Origin of the sequence: Octadecabacter dasysiphoniae (genome assembly GCF_021532615.1) — a bacterium.
GTDB lineage: Bacteria > Pseudomonadota > Alphaproteobacteria > Rhodobacterales > Rhodobacteraceae > Octadecabacter > Octadecabacter dasysiphoniae.
On record NZ_JAKGAQ010000002.1, the window covers coordinates 132,838 to 151,330 of the forward strand.

Annotated in this window: 14 protein-coding genes, 1 tRNA gene and 2 pseudogenes; 11 read left to right on the forward strand and 6 right to left on the reverse strand. The window is 54.8% G+C overall.

What is annotated here, in order from left to right:
• Positions 1 to 87 precede the first annotated feature (87 nt).
• From L0664_RS07535 to L0664_RS07555, 5 genes are all read left to right on the forward strand, one after another.
• Positions 88 to 786 (forward strand): ABC transporter ATP-binding protein, encoded by a 699-nt coding sequence (locus tag L0664_RS07535; protein WP_235225041.1) that lies wholly within the window; start codon positions 88 to 90, stop codon positions 784 to 786.
• On the forward strand, positions 725 to 2,365 hold the full coding sequence (locus L0664_RS07540) for a KpsE/RkpR family capsule polysaccharide export protein (RefSeq protein WP_235225042.1): 1,641 nt from the start codon (positions 725 to 727) through the stop codon (positions 2,363 to 2,365). Before L0664_RS07535 ends, L0664_RS07540 begins: the two co-directional genes overlap by 62 nt.
• Complete coding sequence (gene kdsA, locus L0664_RS07545) at positions 2,365 to 3,198, forward strand: 3-deoxy-8-phosphooctulonate synthase (RefSeq protein ID WP_235225043.1); 834 nt, start codon at positions 2,365 to 2,367, stop codon at positions 3,196 to 3,198. Before L0664_RS07540 ends, kdsA begins: the two co-directional genes overlap by 1 nt.
• 60 nt (positions 3,199 to 3,258) lie before the next feature.
• Positions 3,259 to 4,584 (forward strand): mechanosensitive ion channel domain-containing protein, encoded by a 1,326-nt coding sequence (locus L0664_RS07550; RefSeq protein WP_235225044.1) that lies wholly within the window; start codon positions 3,259 to 3,261, stop codon positions 4,582 to 4,584.
• 62 nt (positions 4,585 to 4,646) lie between these two features.
• A tRNA-Gln gene (locus tag L0664_RS07555) sits at positions 4,647 to 4,721 on the forward strand.
• Between the two features lie 199 nt (positions 4,722 to 4,920).
• On the opposite strand, the pseudogene L0664_RS07560 reads toward L0664_RS07555, so the two are convergent.
• Positions 4,921 to 5,052 (reverse strand): annotated as a pseudogene (locus L0664_RS07560) (integrase); the annotation flags it as partial.
• 279 nt (positions 5,053 to 5,331) lie between these two features.
• Between L0664_RS07560 and L0664_RS07565 the strand changes: the two are divergent.
• The 5 genes and pseudogenes from L0664_RS07565 (at position 5,332) to L0664_RS07585 (ending at position 9,246) form a co-directional block, all read left to right on the forward strand.
• Positions 5,332 to 5,604 (forward strand): hypothetical protein, encoded by a 273-nt coding sequence (locus tag L0664_RS07565; protein WP_235225045.1) that lies wholly within the window; start codon positions 5,332 to 5,334, stop codon positions 5,602 to 5,604.
• Between the two features lie 98 nt (positions 5,605 to 5,702).
• On the forward strand, positions 5,703 to 5,918 hold the full coding sequence (locus tag L0664_RS07570; protein ID WP_235225046.1) for a hypothetical protein: 216 nt from the start codon (positions 5,703 to 5,705) through the stop codon (positions 5,916 to 5,918).
• Between the two features lie 131 nt (positions 5,919 to 6,049).
• Positions 6,050 to 6,436 (forward strand): hypothetical protein, encoded by a 387-nt coding sequence (locus L0664_RS07575; protein WP_235225047.1) that lies wholly within the window; start codon positions 6,050 to 6,052, stop codon positions 6,434 to 6,436.
• A gap of 225 nt (positions 6,437 to 6,661) precedes the next feature.
• Positions 6,662 to 6,805, forward strand: a pseudogene (locus L0664_RS07580) (IS5/IS1182 family transposase); the annotation flags it as partial.
• 113 nt (positions 6,806 to 6,918) lie between these two features.
• A complete protein-coding gene (locus tag L0664_RS07585) occupies positions 6,919 to 9,246 on the forward strand; it encodes a multicopper oxidase family protein (RefSeq protein ID WP_235225048.1) in 2,328 nt (775 codons plus the stop codon).
• A gap of 592 nt (positions 9,247 to 9,838) precedes the next feature.
• Here the strand turns inward: L0664_RS07585 and L0664_RS07590 are convergent.
• The 4 genes from L0664_RS07590 to L0664_RS07605 are packed head-to-tail and all read right to left on the reverse strand — an operon-like array spanning position 9,839 to position 13,720.
• Entirely contained in the window at positions 9,839 to 11,317 is a 1,479-nt protein-coding gene (locus tag L0664_RS07590) for an aldehyde dehydrogenase (protein ID WP_235225049.1), read from the reverse strand.
• 8 nt (positions 11,318 to 11,325) lie between these two features.
• Positions 11,326 to 12,360 (reverse strand): LLM class flavin-dependent oxidoreductase, encoded by a 1,035-nt coding sequence (locus L0664_RS07595; protein WP_235225050.1) that lies wholly within the window; start codon positions 12,358 to 12,360, stop codon positions 11,326 to 11,328.
• Positions 12,361 to 12,363: 3 nt separating this feature from the next.
• Positions 12,364 to 13,149, reverse strand: coding sequence for an alpha/beta fold hydrolase (locus L0664_RS07600; RefSeq protein WP_235225051.1), 786 nt, complete (start codon positions 13,147 to 13,149; stop codon positions 12,364 to 12,366).
• On the reverse strand, positions 13,121 to 13,720 hold the full coding sequence (locus L0664_RS07605; RefSeq protein WP_235225052.1) for an amino acid synthesis family protein: 600 nt from the start codon (positions 13,718 to 13,720) through the stop codon (positions 13,121 to 13,123). The genes L0664_RS07600 and L0664_RS07605 overlap by 29 nt, the downstream gene beginning before the upstream one ends.
• A gap of 108 nt (positions 13,721 to 13,828) precedes the next feature.
• On the opposite strand from L0664_RS07605, the gene L0664_RS07610 reads away from it, so the two are divergent.
• On the forward strand, positions 13,829 to 14,659 hold the full coding sequence (locus L0664_RS07610) for a LysR family transcriptional regulator (RefSeq protein ID WP_235225053.1): 831 nt from the start codon (positions 13,829 to 13,831) through the stop codon (positions 14,657 to 14,659).
• Between the two features lie 736 nt (positions 14,660 to 15,395).
• Here L0664_RS07610 and L0664_RS07615 read toward each other — a convergent pair.
• The gene (locus L0664_RS07615) at positions 15,396 to 18,485 is read right to left on the reverse strand and encodes an efflux RND transporter permease subunit (protein WP_235225054.1); all 3,090 of its coding nucleotides are present in this window, start codon (positions 18,483 to 18,485) and stop codon (positions 15,396 to 15,398) included.
• Between the last annotated feature and the right edge of the window lie 8 nt (positions 18,486 to 18,493).

Genomic DNA, 18,493 nt, shown 5'->3' on the forward strand with positions numbered 1-18,493 from the left:
TATAGCCAGATTGTTCTCTTATTGGAGACAATAGACGGGTAATCTGTCACCAAAGACCGAACCCATTTGAGGTGTAGTTAGGCTGAAATGCTTGAGTTTGTGAACGTCAGTAAGTCCTTTTGGACAGGCACCCAGCGCAAGGTTATCCTTGATCGCGCCAATTTCCGCGTGGAACTTGGCAATTCGCTTGGCATTCTGGCCCCGAACGGAACCGGTAAGACGACGATCATCAACATGATGGCCGGTCTTGAAAAACCGGATGAAGGCGAAGTGCATCGCGCATGTCGCGTGTCTTTCCCGCTCGGGTTTATGGGCGGCGTCGTGAACAGGCATTCGGCCAAGGAAAATTGTCGCTACATCGCGCGGCTGTACGGCCTTGACCCCGATTATGTTGAGGCGTTTTGCCGTTGGATGGCTGGCATCGAAGAATATTTCGACATGCCGGTCGGCACTTACAGCCAAGGTATGCGCGCGCGCTTTACGTTCGCGTTGATGCTGTCTTTGGATTTTGACATATACCTCATCGACGAAGGCATGCCCCAAACGACGGATGCGGAATTCAACCGCAAAGCCGGGGAAGTCCTCAAGGAACGATTGGCGACCACGACGGTCATCATCGTATCCCACCAAGCGAAAACGCTTGAAAGATTCGCCCGATCGGCGGCCGTTCTGAAAGACGGGCAGTTGGTCATGTTTGACACCTTGGAAGAAGCGAAACAGCTGTATGACTACGAAACCCAAGGCACAGAAATTCCGGATACGACGCAGTTCGAACAGCACGGTTAACCCTGCTTCTGCGCCCGACCCGACGCCACAATCTGCCGCCCCTCAGCAGGCAGCACCATCAGGTGTGTCCGGGTCTGTGGACAGCGCCGCCACCGTATCGTCCGAAACAGATATCGATGCGATCCGCCAAGAAGGGCTGACAGGGCGTCAATTGCGCATGGCGCGGCGCGTGGCCCAGAAAAACGGCCTTGCGGTGACGTCAGATTTTGATGCGGTGCGCCAGTTGCGCCAGCAGGGTGTTGATCCGTTCCAGCGCGCCAATGTGCTGGAACTGGTCACGCCCAACGATGCCCAGACCAAAGCCGCGGCCGGCCAAATGCAGGTCGCAACGGCTAAGGTCCCCGCTGAACAGGCCAAGGTGCAATTGCCCCAAACCGTGCAGCGCAAAGGCACGCTTCCGTCCACCAAAGTAGGCGCACACGATAACCCGGCTGAACGGCGCGCAGGTGAAATCCGGCGCATTCAGAAAGACATCGCCAAACGCCGCCGCCGCAATATGCTGGCGCTGTTCGGGCGTTTGGGCATGTTTGTGATCCTGCCGACAGTGGCCGCGGGTTGGTATTTCTTCGTGCACGCCACACCCATGTACGGGACGAAATCCGAATTCGTGATCCAGCAGGCCGAAAGCAGTGGCGGCGGCGGACTTGGTGGTTTGTTCCAAGGCACAGGGCTTGCGACGCAAACCGACAGCACCACGGTACAATCCTACATCACGTCCCGTTCGGCACTGGAACGTCTGAACGAAGACCATGGATTTGCCGAACATTTCATGAATCCCGAAATCGACGCGATCCAGCGTCTTGCACCGGATTCGTCCAACGAAGACGCCTTTGCTGTGTTTCAGGACCACGTGCAGGTCGGCTATGACCCGACCGAAGGCATTCTGAAAATGGAAGTCATCGCGGCGGACCCTGACAAAAGCCAGGAATTTTCCGAAGCGCTGATCGGCTACGCAGAAGAACAGGTCGATCAACTGACCCAACGGGTTCGTTCTGATCAAATGGAAGGTGCGATGGCCGACAGTGAACAGGCCGAAGTCCGTCGTCAGGCCGCACTGGCCGAACTTGTGGCCGTGCAGGAAGAAATCCAGCAACCCGATGCCACAGGCGCAACAGCCGCCCTGCAACAGCGGATTACGACGCTCGAAATCAGCCTTGATAACGAACGCCTGAACCTCGCCAGTCTTCTCAACAACCGCCGCCCGAACGAGGCGCAGGTGAACGCGGCTGAAAACCAGATCCTGTTTATCCAGGAACAAATTGATTTGCTGCGTGGGCAATTGTCCGGCGGCGAAGGTGGATCAATCGTGTCCAACAATGCGCGCCTGCGTCAGGCCGAAGAAAACTATCTGATCGCCGTGCAAAAGGTGCAAACATCCCTCGCGTCGCTGGACACAGCCCGCATCGAGGCGAACCGCCAAGTGCGTTACATGTCGGTATCGGTCGAACCCATCGCACCGGACGAAGCCACCTATCCGAAATCGTTTGAGAACACGCTGCTTGCGTTCCTCATCTTTTCAGGTGTCTATCTGATGATCTCCCTCACCACTTCCATCCTTCGTGAACAGGTAAGCTCCTAATGCATGACGTCAAAATCGGGTCTGTCACGGCCTCAAATGATCGCCCTTTGACGGTCATCGCAGGGCCCTGCCAGCTGGAATCCCTGGACCACGCCCGTATGATCGCCACCGAAATGGCGCGCGTTTGTGACGCCTACGGCGCGCAATTCGTGTTCAAAGGCAGCTACGACAAGGCCAACCGCACATCCCTGTCAGGTAAACGCGGCCTTGGCATGGACGAAGGTCTTGCGATCCACGCGGCCATCAAAGCCGAATTTGGCTGCCCCGTACTGACAGATATCCACACCCCCGAACAATGCGCGCCCGTGGCCGAAGTCTGCGACATCATCCAAATCCCCGCATTCCTGTGCCGCCAGACTGACCTGCTGCTGGCCGCTGGCGAAAGCGGCGCGGCTGTGAACATCAAAAAGGGCCAGTTCCTTGCGCCGTGGGATATGGCGAACGTCGTCACCAAAGTAGAATCGACAGGCAACAAACGCATCCTGCTGACCGAACGCGGTGTGTCCTTTGGCTACAACGCGCTGGTCGCCGATATGCGATCCCTGCCCGAAATGATGAAAACCGGATATCCGGTTGTGATGGACGCCACCCACGCAGTGGCCCAACCCGGTGGGCTTGGCGGTTCAAGTGGTGGCCAACGGGAATTTGCCCCGGTTCTGGCCCGCGCTGCCGTCGCACAGGGCATCGGCGCGGTTTTCCTTGAAACGCACGAAGACCCCGACAATGCCCCATCTGATGGACCAAACATGATCCACCTGTCGGATATGGATGCGACACTGAAAACGCTTATGGCGCTGGACGCTATCGCCAAGGCGGACCCTGTTCGCCTCTAGCCACTCTATACTGATGCGCCTAAGATTGCCGTGACCTTATTATTTAAGCGGCGATCCATTATGCACATTCTACGTCTTCTCGCAGTCCTATTTGCACTGCTGCCAGCCCTGCCCGCCCTGGCACAAGAAGCCCCAACAGGCGCAATCACCACCGAAGACACAGGTGCGCTGGATGCAAGCATCGCTGTGCGTATCCGCGAAATCCTCGGAGAGCTTGGCAACTACGAAGACGTGACCGTCACCGTATCTGATGGCGTCGTGACCCTGCGCGGTACGACGAATTCCCTGCCAGAAGCACAAGCATTGGACGATCTTGTAAACCGCATCGAAGGGGTCGTCGCGATCAAGAATGACGTGCGCGAAACCACCGACATTCGCCGCCGTCTTGATCCCGCGATAGATCGTTTCATGAACCGGATGGAACAACTGGCAATTCAGCTCCCGCTCGCGCTGATCGCGCTGACCGTTTTCCTGATTATCTGGTGGATCGGCCGGCGTGTGGGTCGTTGGGATAACCCGTGGAATAGGCTCGCTCCGAATGCGTTTATCGCCGATCTGTTCCGCATGCTTGTCCAGATCGCGTTTGTGATCGCAGGGATTGTCATTGCCCTTGATATTATGAATGCGACGGCCTTGCTGTCCACGATCCTTGGCGCCGCTGGTTTGATCGGTTTGGCCATTGGTTTCGCCGTGCGCGACACGGTCGAAAACTTTATCGCCTCCGTTATGCTGTCAATCCGCCAACCGTTTCGCCCCAATGATGTGGTCGAAATCAATGGTGACCAAGGCAAAGTTATCCGTCTGACAAGCCGCGCCACCATCCTGCTGAGCTTTGATGGCAACCACATCCGCATCCCCAACGCGACCGTGTTCAAATCGCGCATCATCAACTTCAGCCAAAACCGTGAACGGCGGTTTATGTTCACCTTGGGCGTGGACAGCGGCGCCGATCTGGGCGCGACCCGCGAACTGGCCGTGACCACCGTTCAAGACTTGCCATTCATCCTGTCAGAACCTGCGGCGAATGCGTGGATTGGTGATATCACCGATGCAGGCGTTGAAATCGTGGTGGTCGGATGGATAGACCAGCGCGCCACGTCCATGACACTGGCCCGAGGCGAGGCATTGCGCCTTGTGAAACGGGCCATAGAAGCATCCGGCGTCGCTTTGCCCAACACGACCTACACCATCCAGATGGACGGTGCAGCGGCCCCTGAACACCCCGCTGGCAATGCATTACAGACGCCAGCATCACCGCCCCAAGACAGCGGCGAAGTCGCGGTTGTCAGTGCCGAAGCCGAAGGCGCGTTGGACCGGATGATCGACGCCGAACGCGAGATATCAGACGGCGAAGACCTCCTGCGTGACGACGCCGCCAAGGAATAGAAAAATAGCCTGATTCAGGGCTTGATCACCTGTAGGGATTTGCGTATCACCCACGACGCTGGTGGGATGTAGCCAAGTGGTAAGGCAACTGTTTTTGGTACAGTGTACCGTAGGTTCGAATCCTACCATCCCAGCCAGCCATTCCTGACATTGCGAGTAACCTCCCAGCGGTGCTTCTGGCTGCCTAAATGCCCCAATAACTGCCCCAGACGGGTTGAACGGGTGCGAAGGGTGCTGGAGCCCCAAGAGTGCTCAAGGGGCCCCTGCCACGGTCTTGGCGCGCAAAAGAAAATCACTTCCGCAGACCGCGATGAAAAAACAGGAATGAGAGCCGATCTCTGCGAGTTCGAGACGCACCCTGATTGCCCATACGTGCTTTGGTTTCAAAGGCCGTTTCTGTGCAACGATGCGGCCTTTGTTCCATGCAGGGCGAAGTGCGCGAATTGCAGGTAAGTTTGGTGTTTCCATGACCAATCCTCCGATCCGCCATGCCCTCCCACAACGACAACCCGACGTTGACAAGCCCTAATATCATAGGATGCTGCGTCGCATCTCGGGTTTGTTCCGCGCTCGTCCCAATCGACCCTATTGCTGTGCGGGACGCCCCTGAAGGTGACCCAGTTTTGAACTTCGCCAGAGACACTTTGAGGCACATCAGATAGTTGGACCCATATCAGGGACGTTTTGTGCCTTTTGAAGCATCTTCTGTTACCTGATCCTGCACATTCTCTTCAAGGATCACACAAAATGTCAGACGATACGTCGAAGACCCACTACATTTGTCAGACCTACATCGAGACAAAGAGCACAAAGGGTGCTCCGGCTGGCGTAAAAATTGACAAACAGTTCCAGTACACAACGGCGGAAGAGGCCGAGAGCCGAGCGGAACGTGCGAGCCAGTCACCTGATTGCGCAGGTGCGGATGCTTATATGATTGTCGAAGACCCAAGTTCTGGCGAAATTAGCCCGCCAACGTTTTTGGCTCGGATCGGCAATGTGCCAGAATTCGATGATTTTTGATCAGTTATTTGAACGCCGGCCAATGCGCCCAGAGAGTGAGCGAATAGCGCAAGCCTGATTGCACAGGAACCACCTGATGCAAGTTATAGCTAGGGAAGATGCTGACACAACCTTGGGCGCGGTTGGCCGACAGGATTGCCTCAGAAAGAAAATTGAACGGCAGCGGCTTTAGCCCATTGATTGAGTGTTTGAGTATTGCTGATTTTGCTGATGCGGCGAATGTCGGCAATGCGGGCTGCGATTGGGGCGATGCTGCGCTGCATCCGATGACTGTAGAGAGCCCTTTTGCCCAATTTTTGCATCGCAGCGAATGATCGCTAACGGGGCGTTGGAAGAAAGATCTTCAAGAGCGGCTTCGGCTTATATCTAGGGCTTGTTAGGACAAGTTGTGCAAAGTAGCGTTTGGGGAGTGAACAAGCCCGCCTAACTTAAGCTAGGAAAACTAATGGATTCGCTGAACCCGCTCTACAAAGAGGTTTTAGAGTGGGCGCAAACTGACGAAGATATCCCCGAACAAGATTGGGATCTTGCCCTGATCAATAGCTTTTCAGTTGCTGAATTTGACAGACTGATTGCGGATACATCAATACGAGAAGGTGCCCGCAGCTTTTTTATAGGGTGCCTTTACACGCTAGCAGGCGATGCTGTTCGGACAAATGATGAGGAACTTATCAACGCGCTTGAGGCCTATTGCAAAGAACCTGCATCCCAAAATATGTATCTAAAGTTATGGCAAACGAGGGTCCTGAAGTTGATTAGAAATCCAGCCAGCTACGAATACGCGTACTGGGGAGACAATCCATCTCGGTTTGTTCATGAAGGCGGTCTATAAGCATTGCTCAGCAACTTAATCGTATCCCAAGCAGCCATTGCGGCATTGCGCAGCGAACGGCTGTTAAGTCCCGCGTTGCAGCCGCTCTAGCAGCGTTTAGGTTGGTCTGCTACTCAATGTCAGCTTTGGGGAAGCTGCACCGCGGCGATCCCTTTCATCACCAACGGCAGGTTTGGGCCGTGATCAGCGCTGCCCAAGACTGGAGAAACTCCGGTTGCGGCGATGCGGAGACACAATCGTCGCAACCGCATTGAACGAATTTTAGGCAAGCTCAAAGACTGACGACGTGTCTCACCCTGTTATGACCACTGCCCGACTGTATGCCTCAATGCATTCGCTCTCGCCGCAGTCGTCATCTTTTGGTTATGAGTCCTGCACCTAGGGGCTTTATTATTTTTAGCAATACAACTTTTGATTGCGTCAAGCCTCGATCCTTTTACAGTTGAACACCTATCAATGTTTCAGACAATCGGGGGAATTTTATGAAACGCTTCGGGCTCAACACCACACGTCGCAACTTTCTTACGCTTTTGGGCAGCACGGCGCTGGCGAAAACGATCAGTATTCCAAGCACCGCGAACGCGAACGCCAACGCGCCCACACCTTTTGCGCCACCCAGCCTGATGGCGAAAACAAGCGGCACACATCTAGCGGATTACCAAGCTAGCCTGACGGCATTTGTGAACATGATTACGGAGAAGGAGATTGCGATCGCTCTAATGCCAACCAACACTGACGCAGAGAAAGCAGCCAAAGCAGCAGCTGAGGCACAATTTGCGCGACTTTATGACACCGACGTCACCACAACCATGGCAAACGCAGTTACCGACGTTTATGCGCTGTCCGCTGGCAGCAGACCCGCGCCTTTTGCCAACGGCACGCTAACTGGCAAAACCGTCTATACACAGTCTTATCAGGACCTCACCAATTTGGACGACAGCTTGTCGAATGTGGGACCAACGATGGAGTTTATACGTGGCGAGGCCACAAGCGTCTGGTTGGAAAATAGCCTGAGCGTCTGTGGCAGAAACCCGCGACCGGAAGAGATCGGCGACCAGAAGCTCGGCTTTACACCACACAGCTATGACTACACCAACTTGCATACGCACGGCCTGCATGTGGCGCCCAACGCACCCTCAGACGATGTACTGGTGACAGTCAAGTCCAGCAGTGCCACGGTATCCACACACGCGGACCACAGTGGCCACGGTGCGCATATGGAGTCCATCTCAGCCACGCCAGACACGGCGTTCCCAAACTACTACGACATCGACAAAACACATCCCGTTGGCACCTTTTGGTATCACCCGCATATGCACGGCACCGTCGCCGCGCAGGTCGGCCCCGGAATGGCAGGCGCCTTGCTGATGCGCAGCGGATCACTGGAGATCGATTTTGACGAAATCCTGGAAAATCAGTGCAACATCCTGAAGCCAAATTCGTCAGGCACAACCCAAGCAGAAATATGGGGAGACGAACGAGTGATCGTTCTCCAAGGTTTCGAAAGTCTTTATAGTGTGAGCGACGCATCAACGCCGACCGTCGATGGCGTCTTTGTCCCAGATGCCTATTACACAGGCAATGACCCCAGCGGTACAACATGCCTTGATGGAGCAACGGTAGGGGATGCAATTGCGACAACTTCAGAAATGGATAATTCCAATGTCCAAATTCTGTGGGTTAATGGCACCTATCAACCGACGCTGACCATGCATGCGGGGGAAATCCTGCGTTTCCGCATGATCAACGCAACCAATGGGCAAACTGTTATCCCAATGTTCAAAGCCACCGGAACCAATACATCCCTGCCAGGTGTCTATGCCATCGGCGTGGATGGGATCACGCTTTTGCCGATAGGCACTGATGATGATCAGGTCACTTTGCCGATTGCGATGGATACCGGGCCGTCAACAGTGACAGCATACACGGATGATACGGAATATTTTGAAATCGACTATTCTACATCGGAAGCGTCGGATCCGAAAAAGTACTGGACAACCGCTGAGCTCATCACGCTGGCACCTGCGCAGCGCTTGGATATCCTTGTTAAGGCGCCGATGTCGGCGGGCACGTATCAAATGGTCGGTGCGTCTCAGGACGAAGCGCCCACAGTTGTTGGGGCTGAAGGTGAGGTCAACACCAGCGTCATACTGAACGTCAATGTGGTGGCCACCCCACGCACCCTGACCACAAGTCAATCGCTTCCCACGATGAAGCTGTTCGACAATTCCAAATTACCTGCAATCGAGGCGGGCGCAAAAATTGAACGCCCACCGATGGCGCCTTCTTTGAATGCCTCACCAACGGCAACGCAAAGCCAATGGTTCGGGTATGTTGGGGCGGCGGACATGTTGGGTACGGGGAACTTCCAGATCAACGGCAGGACCTTTGACGCCAATTTGGCGGATGGGGCGCAGATCATTTTGACAAATGACACGCTGACAGCGTGGGAACTTTACAGTTCAAATGGTCCTCACATGATGCACATCCACATCAACTCATTTGCAATCCACGGGCGGTATCTGGTCGACAAGAATTCGGGCGGCTCGGGGAGCTTCGGTTGGCCATCTGCTGATCAAGGCAGTTGGCCCACACCGAGTGTGACCATGCCCTATCTCATGCCGATTTGGCGCGATACAGTCTATTTTGACAGCTCGGACGGCTCAAATTCAGGCGCAACAAACGGTGGGCGCGTTCTGGCGACAAGTTACCAGCAAGACTACACCGGAGAATTCGTGATGCACTGTCACAACTTGTTTCACGAAGACAACGGCATGATGCACACCGTGCAGATCAAACCTTCGGCCTAGTCCGACGCCTAGCTCTCTGCGGCACCGTTCACGCGGTTACCGCAGAGAATTGCCGTTTTGAAAGACGCAAGCAAATTGCCAAGGCAAACTTGGATCTGCTGACGTTAAGCATCTGCAGGGGAAGCAATCAGATCCCGGCCAAACTGGACGTGACCTGCGTCTCGTTGCAAAGGCCGTTCTTTGGATCGTTCGCACTTATGCGCAGCGGCGGGGTGACGACCAAGATACTGGCACTGATGGATACGCTCGAAATCGTCGCCGACTTTTGCCTTCCGCCCGGACAGGTCCATGACCTGCGCGGTGTACCAGAGGTCGGCTTCGGCCCACTTTACCTATTTTCTGTCTCGCAGCGAATGTCCGGTACCGGGCGAACTTGCAAGCGAAACACGGAAATTTCGGTCCAAACCGGATATGCAATGCGTTGGCAGTACAATCCCCATACCGGACAATTGTGTTGTTCTCTATATCTTCGGGAGTCTGCGCTCATACTTCTGAAACATTTTACCTGCAGGTTAAAGTCGCGACCATAAACGGTTTTGGCACATTGATGCATCTTGCTAAAACAGACAGCGTCCCAAATTCGGAAAGCTGATCAACGCATCACAAATGGGTTCGACATTGGCTCCGCGGATGTGTTGATCCACGTTGTTTTTGTTCGGGTATAGTCATTGATGGCATCAAGGCCCGCTTCGCGTCCGTAGCCCGAACGGTTGTACCCCCCAAATGGTGCGATTGGCGAAATGGCTCGATAGGTGTTCACCCAGCAAATTCCAGCCTTCAGTCGTGATGAGACGCGGTGGGCACGTGCAAGGTTTTGGGTGAAAACACCTGAGCCAAGACCAAAGGGTGTGCTGTTGGCCAAGACAATGGCCTCTTCTTCGGTGTCAAACGGGAGCAACGACATCACTGGGCCGAAAAGCTCGACGTTCAGTGTTTCAATGCTGTGGTTTGCACATTCCACAAGGGTTGGTGCCATGAAGTTCCCAGGCCGATCAAGTGCTGCGCCCCCGAAGCGGATTTTTGCGCCTTGTTCCTTAGCTGTAGCCAAAGTTGCTGTGATGTGATCGAGCTGCGATTTTGTGCAAAGCGGACCAAGATGGGTCCGTGTATCCAGCGGGTCGCTGACGACGATTTTCGCACATTTTTCTGTAATCCGCTCGATCAGAGTCTCAAAGATGGGCCTGTGTATCAAACCACGCGATCCAGCAACGCAGCTTTGCCCTGACGCGCCGAAATTACCTGCAATCAACCCATTTGCCGCGCCATCAAGATCGGCGTCATCAAACACCAAGATTGGGGACTTGCCCCCAAGTTCGAGCGAGGTGACAGCAAAATTCTCGGCCGAGTTTCGAACAACATGACGGGCGGTTTCAGGGCCTCCGGTAAAGGCAATGCGATCCACGTCTGCATGGCGGGTCAGTGGAATGGCGCAATTTGCGGCATCGCCTGTAATGATCGAAACCACGCCGGGTGGGAAGCCTGCCTGTTCGATCAAGCGGGCGAACTCCAGCATCGGCGCGGGCGCTATCTCAGAGGCTTTCAAAACAACAGAACACCCAGCGGCCAGTGCTGGTCCCAGCTTTGTCGCGGTCAAGAACATCTGAGCGTTCCACGGCACAATCGCTACCACAACACCAATCGGTTCACGGCGGGTAAAGACATGCATGTCGGGTTTATCGATTGGCAGGACTGCCCCTTCGATTTTATCCGCCAGTCCGGCGTAATAGCGGTAATATTCCCCAACATACCCTGTCTGGCTTGTCGTTTCCGCAAGGAGTTTGCCGCTGTCTGTCGTCTCGATCCGGCCCAAGTGGTCAGCATGATCCGCGATCAATTCGCCGAGACGATACAGCAGTTTGCCGCGCTGCGTTTGGGTCATATCGCGCCATGCGGGGTCATCCAACACGCGCCGCGCGGCTGTGATCGCACGATCAACATCCTGAGGTGCGGCGCAGGCGAAAGTGGCCCAATCCTCCCCCGTCGCGGGGTTTTGGGTGGTCATCGTTTGCCCGCTACGGCCTTCGGTAAACGCACCGTCGATATAGAGTTGGAAATGCGGAAGCCTTGTCATCGTGTTCCTCAGGTGAATGCTGGCATAACGTCGTCAATGAAGCGCGATAGTGAACTGCGTTTGCGTTCGAAGTCCATGCCGCTATCAATCCAAAACGCATACTCATCATAGCCAAGATCTTCGTACCGTTTGATCTGGTCAATGACTTCCTGTGCTGTCCCAATAGTCAGGTCGCGCATCATATTTTCCGCAGACATCATGTTGTTCGCGGCCAAATCATTGTCGCTTAAGGTTTCGATCAGGCCCTGCGATACGGGTCGCCTATTCTGGAACCATGCACCGAAGTAATTGTAGAACTTAGACAACTGCTTTGCGGCCAATGCGGTGTCGTCAGCGTCTACGCCGACATAGGTGTGGTGCAAAAGCATAATCTTTGGGCGCTGCCCTTCAAAGGCTGCGCAGGCCTCATTGAACTTGCTCATCAGATCCTTGATCTCATCAATGCCCTGCCACAACGGGGTCACCTGAATGTTGAACCCATTATTGACCCCAAAGGTATGGCTGTTGATATCACGCGCCGCGATCCAGATCGGCGGGCCGTCCGTTTGAACTGGTTTTGGCGCAGAGGTCGTTGTCGGAAACTGGAAATACGTCCCGTCATGGGCACAGTCGCCCGCCCAAAGGTCGCGCAGCAGCGGCGTTATCTCACGCATCCGAGACCCTGCCTCCATCGCATCCATGCCCGGCATCAGGCGTTCGTATTCGTAAGAATAGGCACCACGTGCAATGCCCAATTCGATCCGACCCTCAGTGATCAGATCGGCTGCTGCGGCTTCGCCAGCTAGCTTAATCGGGTGCCAGAACGGTGCTACGATCGTCCCCGTCCCAAGGCGCACGTTCTTGGTGTGCTGGCTGAGGTCTACAAGCGTCAAAAAGGGATTGGGTGCGATGGTAAAATCCATCCCATGATGTTCCCCCGACCAGACCGCACGCATGCCACCATCATCGGCCATTTTCGCAAGCCCGATCAGTTCCTCGCGCAAACTGGCATGATCTTGTTCGGGCGAAAGCCGTTCCATATGCGCAAAAAGAGAGAAATCCATATTTTACATCCTTTCTGAGGTTTTCGCGACGAAGGTGCTCAAAAGCCCGTTCAATTGCGCGGCATGTGTCATCGGTAACATGTGGGCAGCGTTTTCAAAAATCTCGGCTCGTCCGCTTGGGGCCAATGCGGCCATGTTCTTGGACATGGCCGGAGTGGAATTTGGCTCCTGTTCACCAGTTACGAAGAGCGCGGGACAGTCCAGTGCCCTCAGACCAGCCTCTGTCGGTCCGTCTTCTTGGGCAAATATGCAGTAGGCGTTGCGGTATCCCACTGGGTTAACTGTCTGCAGCCATTCTTTGCACGCGTTCCTCTGTGGCGAAGGCGCGCCGCCAAACCAGCGTTCCAAGGTGGCGGTTGGATCTGCAACCATTTTGCCATCAAGACTGTTCGCCCTTGCCATCACCGCGGTCTGTGCTGCGGCATCACGACGATAGATGGCATTCAAAGCGACAACGCCGTTCACACGCGCGTTGTGCTTGATCGCCATATCCAGCGCGATCATTGCCCCGAACGAATGCCCGACAACGATCGCGGGTTCGTCCAATGCCGCCACAATCCCATCCGTGAAATCTGCCAAAACAGCTGTGTCTGGCAATGCCGAACTGTGACCATGGCCTGGCATGTCGATGGCGACGACACGGCAAGTCCGCGATAGATCATCTATCTGGGCACACCATGCCTCGGCACGCAAACCAACGCCATGGATCAGCAAGACCAGCGGACCGTCACCAGACGTGATCACCGCCAGTGACCCGACTTTAAACCGCGGCCGGGTTGTCCAGATCATGGCCCAAATCCTTCAGATCTTGATAACGATCACCAATCCGATGATGCGGGCGCCCATTCATTGCAGCGCCCAATACAACCACGATTTCATCGTCGCGTGGCGCATCGGGGATGGCAAACTGAATGGTCAGATAGTGCGACCTGCGACCTGCATCATTTTTGTCCATGAGCGGCACCATGATTGGGGCGTTGGCCCCGCCACGTGTGTTTGTGAAGGCGAGATAGGATTTTGCGCCCACAGCTTCGCGGAAATGATTGCCAAACCGCAGGGTGTGGATCAGGCCAGAGGCATGTTCAATTTCGCCGTTTAGGCCGACGACTGCGGCTTTCCCATAGGCTTCAATTGCGTCGCCTGATCCGGCCAATGCAATCATGCGCTCTGTAAGCAATGCGCCTAGCACAGGACCGTAAGCGTGAATTTCAGGCTTCAGGTCTTCTACAAAACGACCCGCCCAAGGGTTGGTCACAACAGCAGCCACAGCAAACATGCGCCACGGAATTTCCGCTGACTTGAACCCTTCGACAAGAATCTCTTCATCGTAGGTGACAATTTTTCGAATGACTGGCTGCATGGTGTTCTTCCTTGTACGCGTGGTTCGAATACTCAGCCCTATCCGACAATTTGACAAACGCAGAAATCACAGGCTTATGCATTAGTATGACTAATGGGTAACTTGATCATGACCAAAGCACTGCCCCCCCTGACATGGTTTCGCGCCTTTGAAGCCGCCGCCCGTAGGTTAAGCTTTACGGCTGCCGCAGAAGAAATTGGCATGACTCAATCTGCGGTCAGTCAGCACGTAAAATCATTGGAGAACAGATTGGGCGTGGCGCTGTTTATTCGACAGGCGCGGAGTTTGATGCTGACGGACGATGGGCGCAAATTGATGCCGCAAGTCGCCTCCGCATTGGAAACCCTGACGGCGGCAGCTCGGACTTTCGAAATGGGGCCAACCCAAAACCTGCTCACGGTGGCCACATCCGTAAGCGTCGCCCAATGGATCATTGCACCACGCCTTGCGGACTTCACAGCCCGGCATCCCGAAGTCCGTTTGCGATTTCTAAGCACGATCTGGCCTGATGACTTCCATTCCGTGCGCGCAGATGTCGAAATCCCATTCGGGTCTCACAAGCAATTCGGGCGCGATGCAACTTTGCTGGAACCCAACGGACTTTTGGCCTTGAAGTCCCCCGATTTGGTGGGCGCGCTGCACACTCTGCCATTGATCGAGGCTGTTGGAACATCTGCTGGCTGGGCGAGCTGGCAAGAGGGCGGAGATGAGAACTTGACGCCCCACATTTTCGTGGACTCCTTCGGTGCAGCCCTCAACATGGCGATTTATGGAAACGGCGTTGCATTGGTCAGCGAAAGCTTAGCACATTCCGCAATCGCTTTGGGCCAACTTGTTTTGGCACATAGCAAAATTGCGCCTTGCCTCGAGGGTTATTATGTCCGCGTAAATGAGAAGAATAAAACCGCCGTCAAATTTCGAGATTGGCTGCTAGATTAAGAAAACCTTGAGCTAACCTCTACAGCCTAGCATGCGGGATATTGTTGGACGCGACAAAACCGATCCAAGTCTAAAGTTATGCAAGCGGACTTTGGCGCAGATGCAGCGAATTAGCGCTTTGTCCGCTTAACGGACCTCGACGCGTGCTACAGTGACATTTGCTACCCACCCTTTCTAACACCCCCACAGCCCACAGCCCTTCGCACAGCCACGGTCGTTCACAACCGATGGCAGTTCGATGGCCAGCAACCGTGGACGAGTTGGTCCGTGCTTAGCAAATTGCCCAACGCCCCCAGACACCCGCCAGCGATGGTCTCGGTGCTCGCAGTTGATAGCGACTGGTGGCGTGCCAGAGTGACCGTGGGCGGTGTGGTGCGATGATGGCGAATGAGGGCAACCGTGGGCGCCGTGAGCTACGGCTTCGAAATCCCACACCCTTGGCACCTGAAAGGCCCCAGAAACTGCCCCAGTCGTCGGAGCCCGCTAGCTAAGGGGAAGAATTCAATCAAGAGGCAGGGTTTCCTACCATCCCAGCCAGCAAAACCTTCCTAAATACCCAAGATGATAACGGCTGCTGAGGCGCCTAAGTGCCCCAATCGGGTTGAACAGGTGTCAGTGTGGGTGCAGGAGCCCCTCAATTGCTCAGGGGGGCACTGCCACAGTCTAAAGCAGATCGAATCCACAAAGTTAGCCGCAATAATCCCTTTCATCCCGCTTGTTATCTGCGGCGGGCCTGTCACTGCGTTGCAGCTAACGTGGCGATATCGGCTGTTGAAAACTCCGCATCTTCAACGCCATGTGAAGGATCCTTTCGACGCAGTCCAAAGAAGATATCATAAAGCACAGGCGCAGCGATCAATGTCAAAATGGAGGCAAAGGCAAGCCCAGCCATGATCGTAACCGACATGGAGACAAAGAACGCATCCGTCAGCAAAGGGGCCATTCCAAGAATGGTCGTTGCGGCCGCAAGCATGACAGGGCGTAGACGCGATTTGCTTGCGGTCACAATTGCCTCGCGTATCTCAAGACCCTCTGCGCGCACCAGATCGATTTCTTCGATCAACACGATACCGTTCTTGATGAGCATTCCCGATAGGCTGAGAAGTCCGAGCAGGGCTGTAAAGGTAAACGGCAAACCGGTTCCCAATAGCCCGATCGTCACGCCGTTCACGGCCATTGGAACCAGAAGCCATATGATCAATGGCTGCCGGATTGCGTTGAATAGCAAGACGGAAATCAGGACCATGATCAGGATCGACAACGGCAGTTGCTGCGCCAGACTGCTACGCGCCCGCGCTGAGTTTTCAAACTCGCCACCCCACTCCATTAGATAGCCTGACGGCAATGGAATTGCCTCGATTGCAGCACGAATGTCCCCGTGCACTTTTGCGGCTGTGACGTCCGGGGCGATACTTGCACCAACGGTGATGGTCGGAACGCGCCCGCGTCTGTGCATAAGGGTATTTTGAGCCTCGAACATGTAGCCGTCCACCACTTGTTCAATCGGCAACAGGGTGCCCGCGCCAGAGGCGACGACCATGTCAAACGGGCTCAGTCCCGCTGCTTGCGGAACACGGACGATGATTGGTAGTTGCCGGTCACCTTCGCGGTAAGCACCAGCCGTAATCCCATCCGTCGCAAAGGAGAATATTTGGGCGACATTTTCGCGCGTCACACCGGCTGTTTGCGCCCGTTCGACGGCATAGTTTGGACGCAGCACGAGTTCCTGTTCGCGCCAATTCGTGCGCGGCAAGGCGATATCACTAGACGTTTGCGCCATGACGCTCATTGCTTGATCGGACAAATCCCGAAGGACTTTTGGGTCAGGGCCAGAAAAGCGAACCTCGATTGGATCACCGCCACCGGGACCAAAGACAAGGCGCGCCGTGCGAAACTCGCCTTCCGGCAAAATCGATGCGGCATAGGTTTCCAGATCTTGTTGAAGGTCCGGGATCGCGTCCAGATTGTCAGCACGAATGATCAAATGACCGTAGCTGGGGTTTGGGCTTTCGCCCGAATAGGTCAGCATAAACCGCGCCGCACCCTGCCCGACGAATGTGGACGTTGAAACAACGCTATCCTGCTCAGCCAACCAAGTTTCCAGCTGGGCGAGGTGTGCAGAGGTGACCTCAATCGGGGTGCCTTGCTCAAGCTTGTAATGTGCAAAAAACAAAGGCGTATTCGAATTCGGGAAAAACTGTTGTTTGACCTGACCGAACCCCCAAAAACTGCCAACTGTAATGACAACCAAACCGGCAACGACAGCCCATCTGAATTTGAGAGCCAGACCCAGCAGCGCGCCGTAAGCACGAAACATAAGGCCGGAATATTCAACAACAGTTCCGGCTGCACCTTGTTTGAAGAAATAGTGACCGAGCAAGGGCGTGACCGTCAAAGCCAGAACCCAAGACAACATCAACGAGATCGAGATCACCGCGAAGAGCGAGAACAAAAATTCGCCAGTTGAATCCGGGCTAAGGCCAATCCCCGCAAAGGCCATAATGCCGATCACAGTGGCACCGAGCAGTGGTACCTGCGTCTTGCCTGCTGCTTCATCTGCCGCGTCGCGGGATGATTTGCCCCGCAGCATCGCGATTTGCATGCCTTCCGCGACAACAATTGCGTTGTCCACCAACATCCCCATCGCAATGATCAACGCACCAAGCGAGATGCGTTCCATTTCAATCGAAAAAAGCGCCATAAACAAAAGAGTGCCCACAACGGTCAGCAGCAGGGTCGACCCAACAACCATTGCAGCCCGCGGTCCCATGAACACGGCCAGAACCAACACGACAATCGCCACGGACATGGCAAGATTGACCAGAAACGCATTTGAAGCCTCGTCCACAACAGTATGTTGTTCATAAATCGGGTGGAGTTTGATGCCGACAGGAATATCTGCATCCATAGCGGCCAAACGCGCATCGACGCGCTTGCCAACTTCGACGATATTTTCTGTCGACAGACCGGCCACGCCGATGGTGAACGCCTCTTGCCCATTGTAGCGGATCAAAATGGACGGATCGGCCTGCCGATCACGGGAAACCTGCGCGATGTCGATCAGATTGACGACTTCGCCGTCAACGCCGACAGTCAGCCCCGCAATGTCCGTGACGCTATCGGAACCGATAGGCGTCTGTATTGGTGTCGACACCAAACCCCCATCAACAGAACCTGCGGCATCGATCGAATTGGCCGAAGAAAGGGCCGAAATGATGACTTCGGGCGAAATGTTCTGGTGCGCCATCAGGGTCATGTCAGGTTCGACGAAAATCGCCTCGTCGGGTAAGCCCTGCACCTCAACATTTGCAACACCGTCGACTGCCAAAATCTCACGACGCAAGAACTGGGCCAGCAGATGCTTTTCCTGATCTGAATACCCATCCGACGTCACAGCATAAAAGATGCCAAACACGTCACCGAAACTATCGTTCACGTATGGCTCGCTGGTGCCTTCGGGCAGAAAGCGAGCAGCATCAGCCACACTGTCACGAAGATCAGACCAAATCGCCGGTAGATCTGCGCCGCTGTATGTCGGTTTAATATCAATTTCGATCCGGGAAAGCCCCGGTTGATTGACAGAATTTATCGTGTCGATTTCACCCATTCCTTGAATGGCTGCTTCCAGCGGCTCGGTCACTTCGTTCATGACCTGTTCGGCCGAAGCGCCCGGGTACTCGGTTATGACGATGGCAGTCTTGATGGTGAAAGCCGGATCTTCGAGACGGCCGAGCGATGAGAACCCCCAGATTCCACCAAACAGAGAAATCAGGATGACCATCCAAGTCAGGATTGGTTTGTCAATTGAAGCGCGTGCAATGTTCATCGATCCAC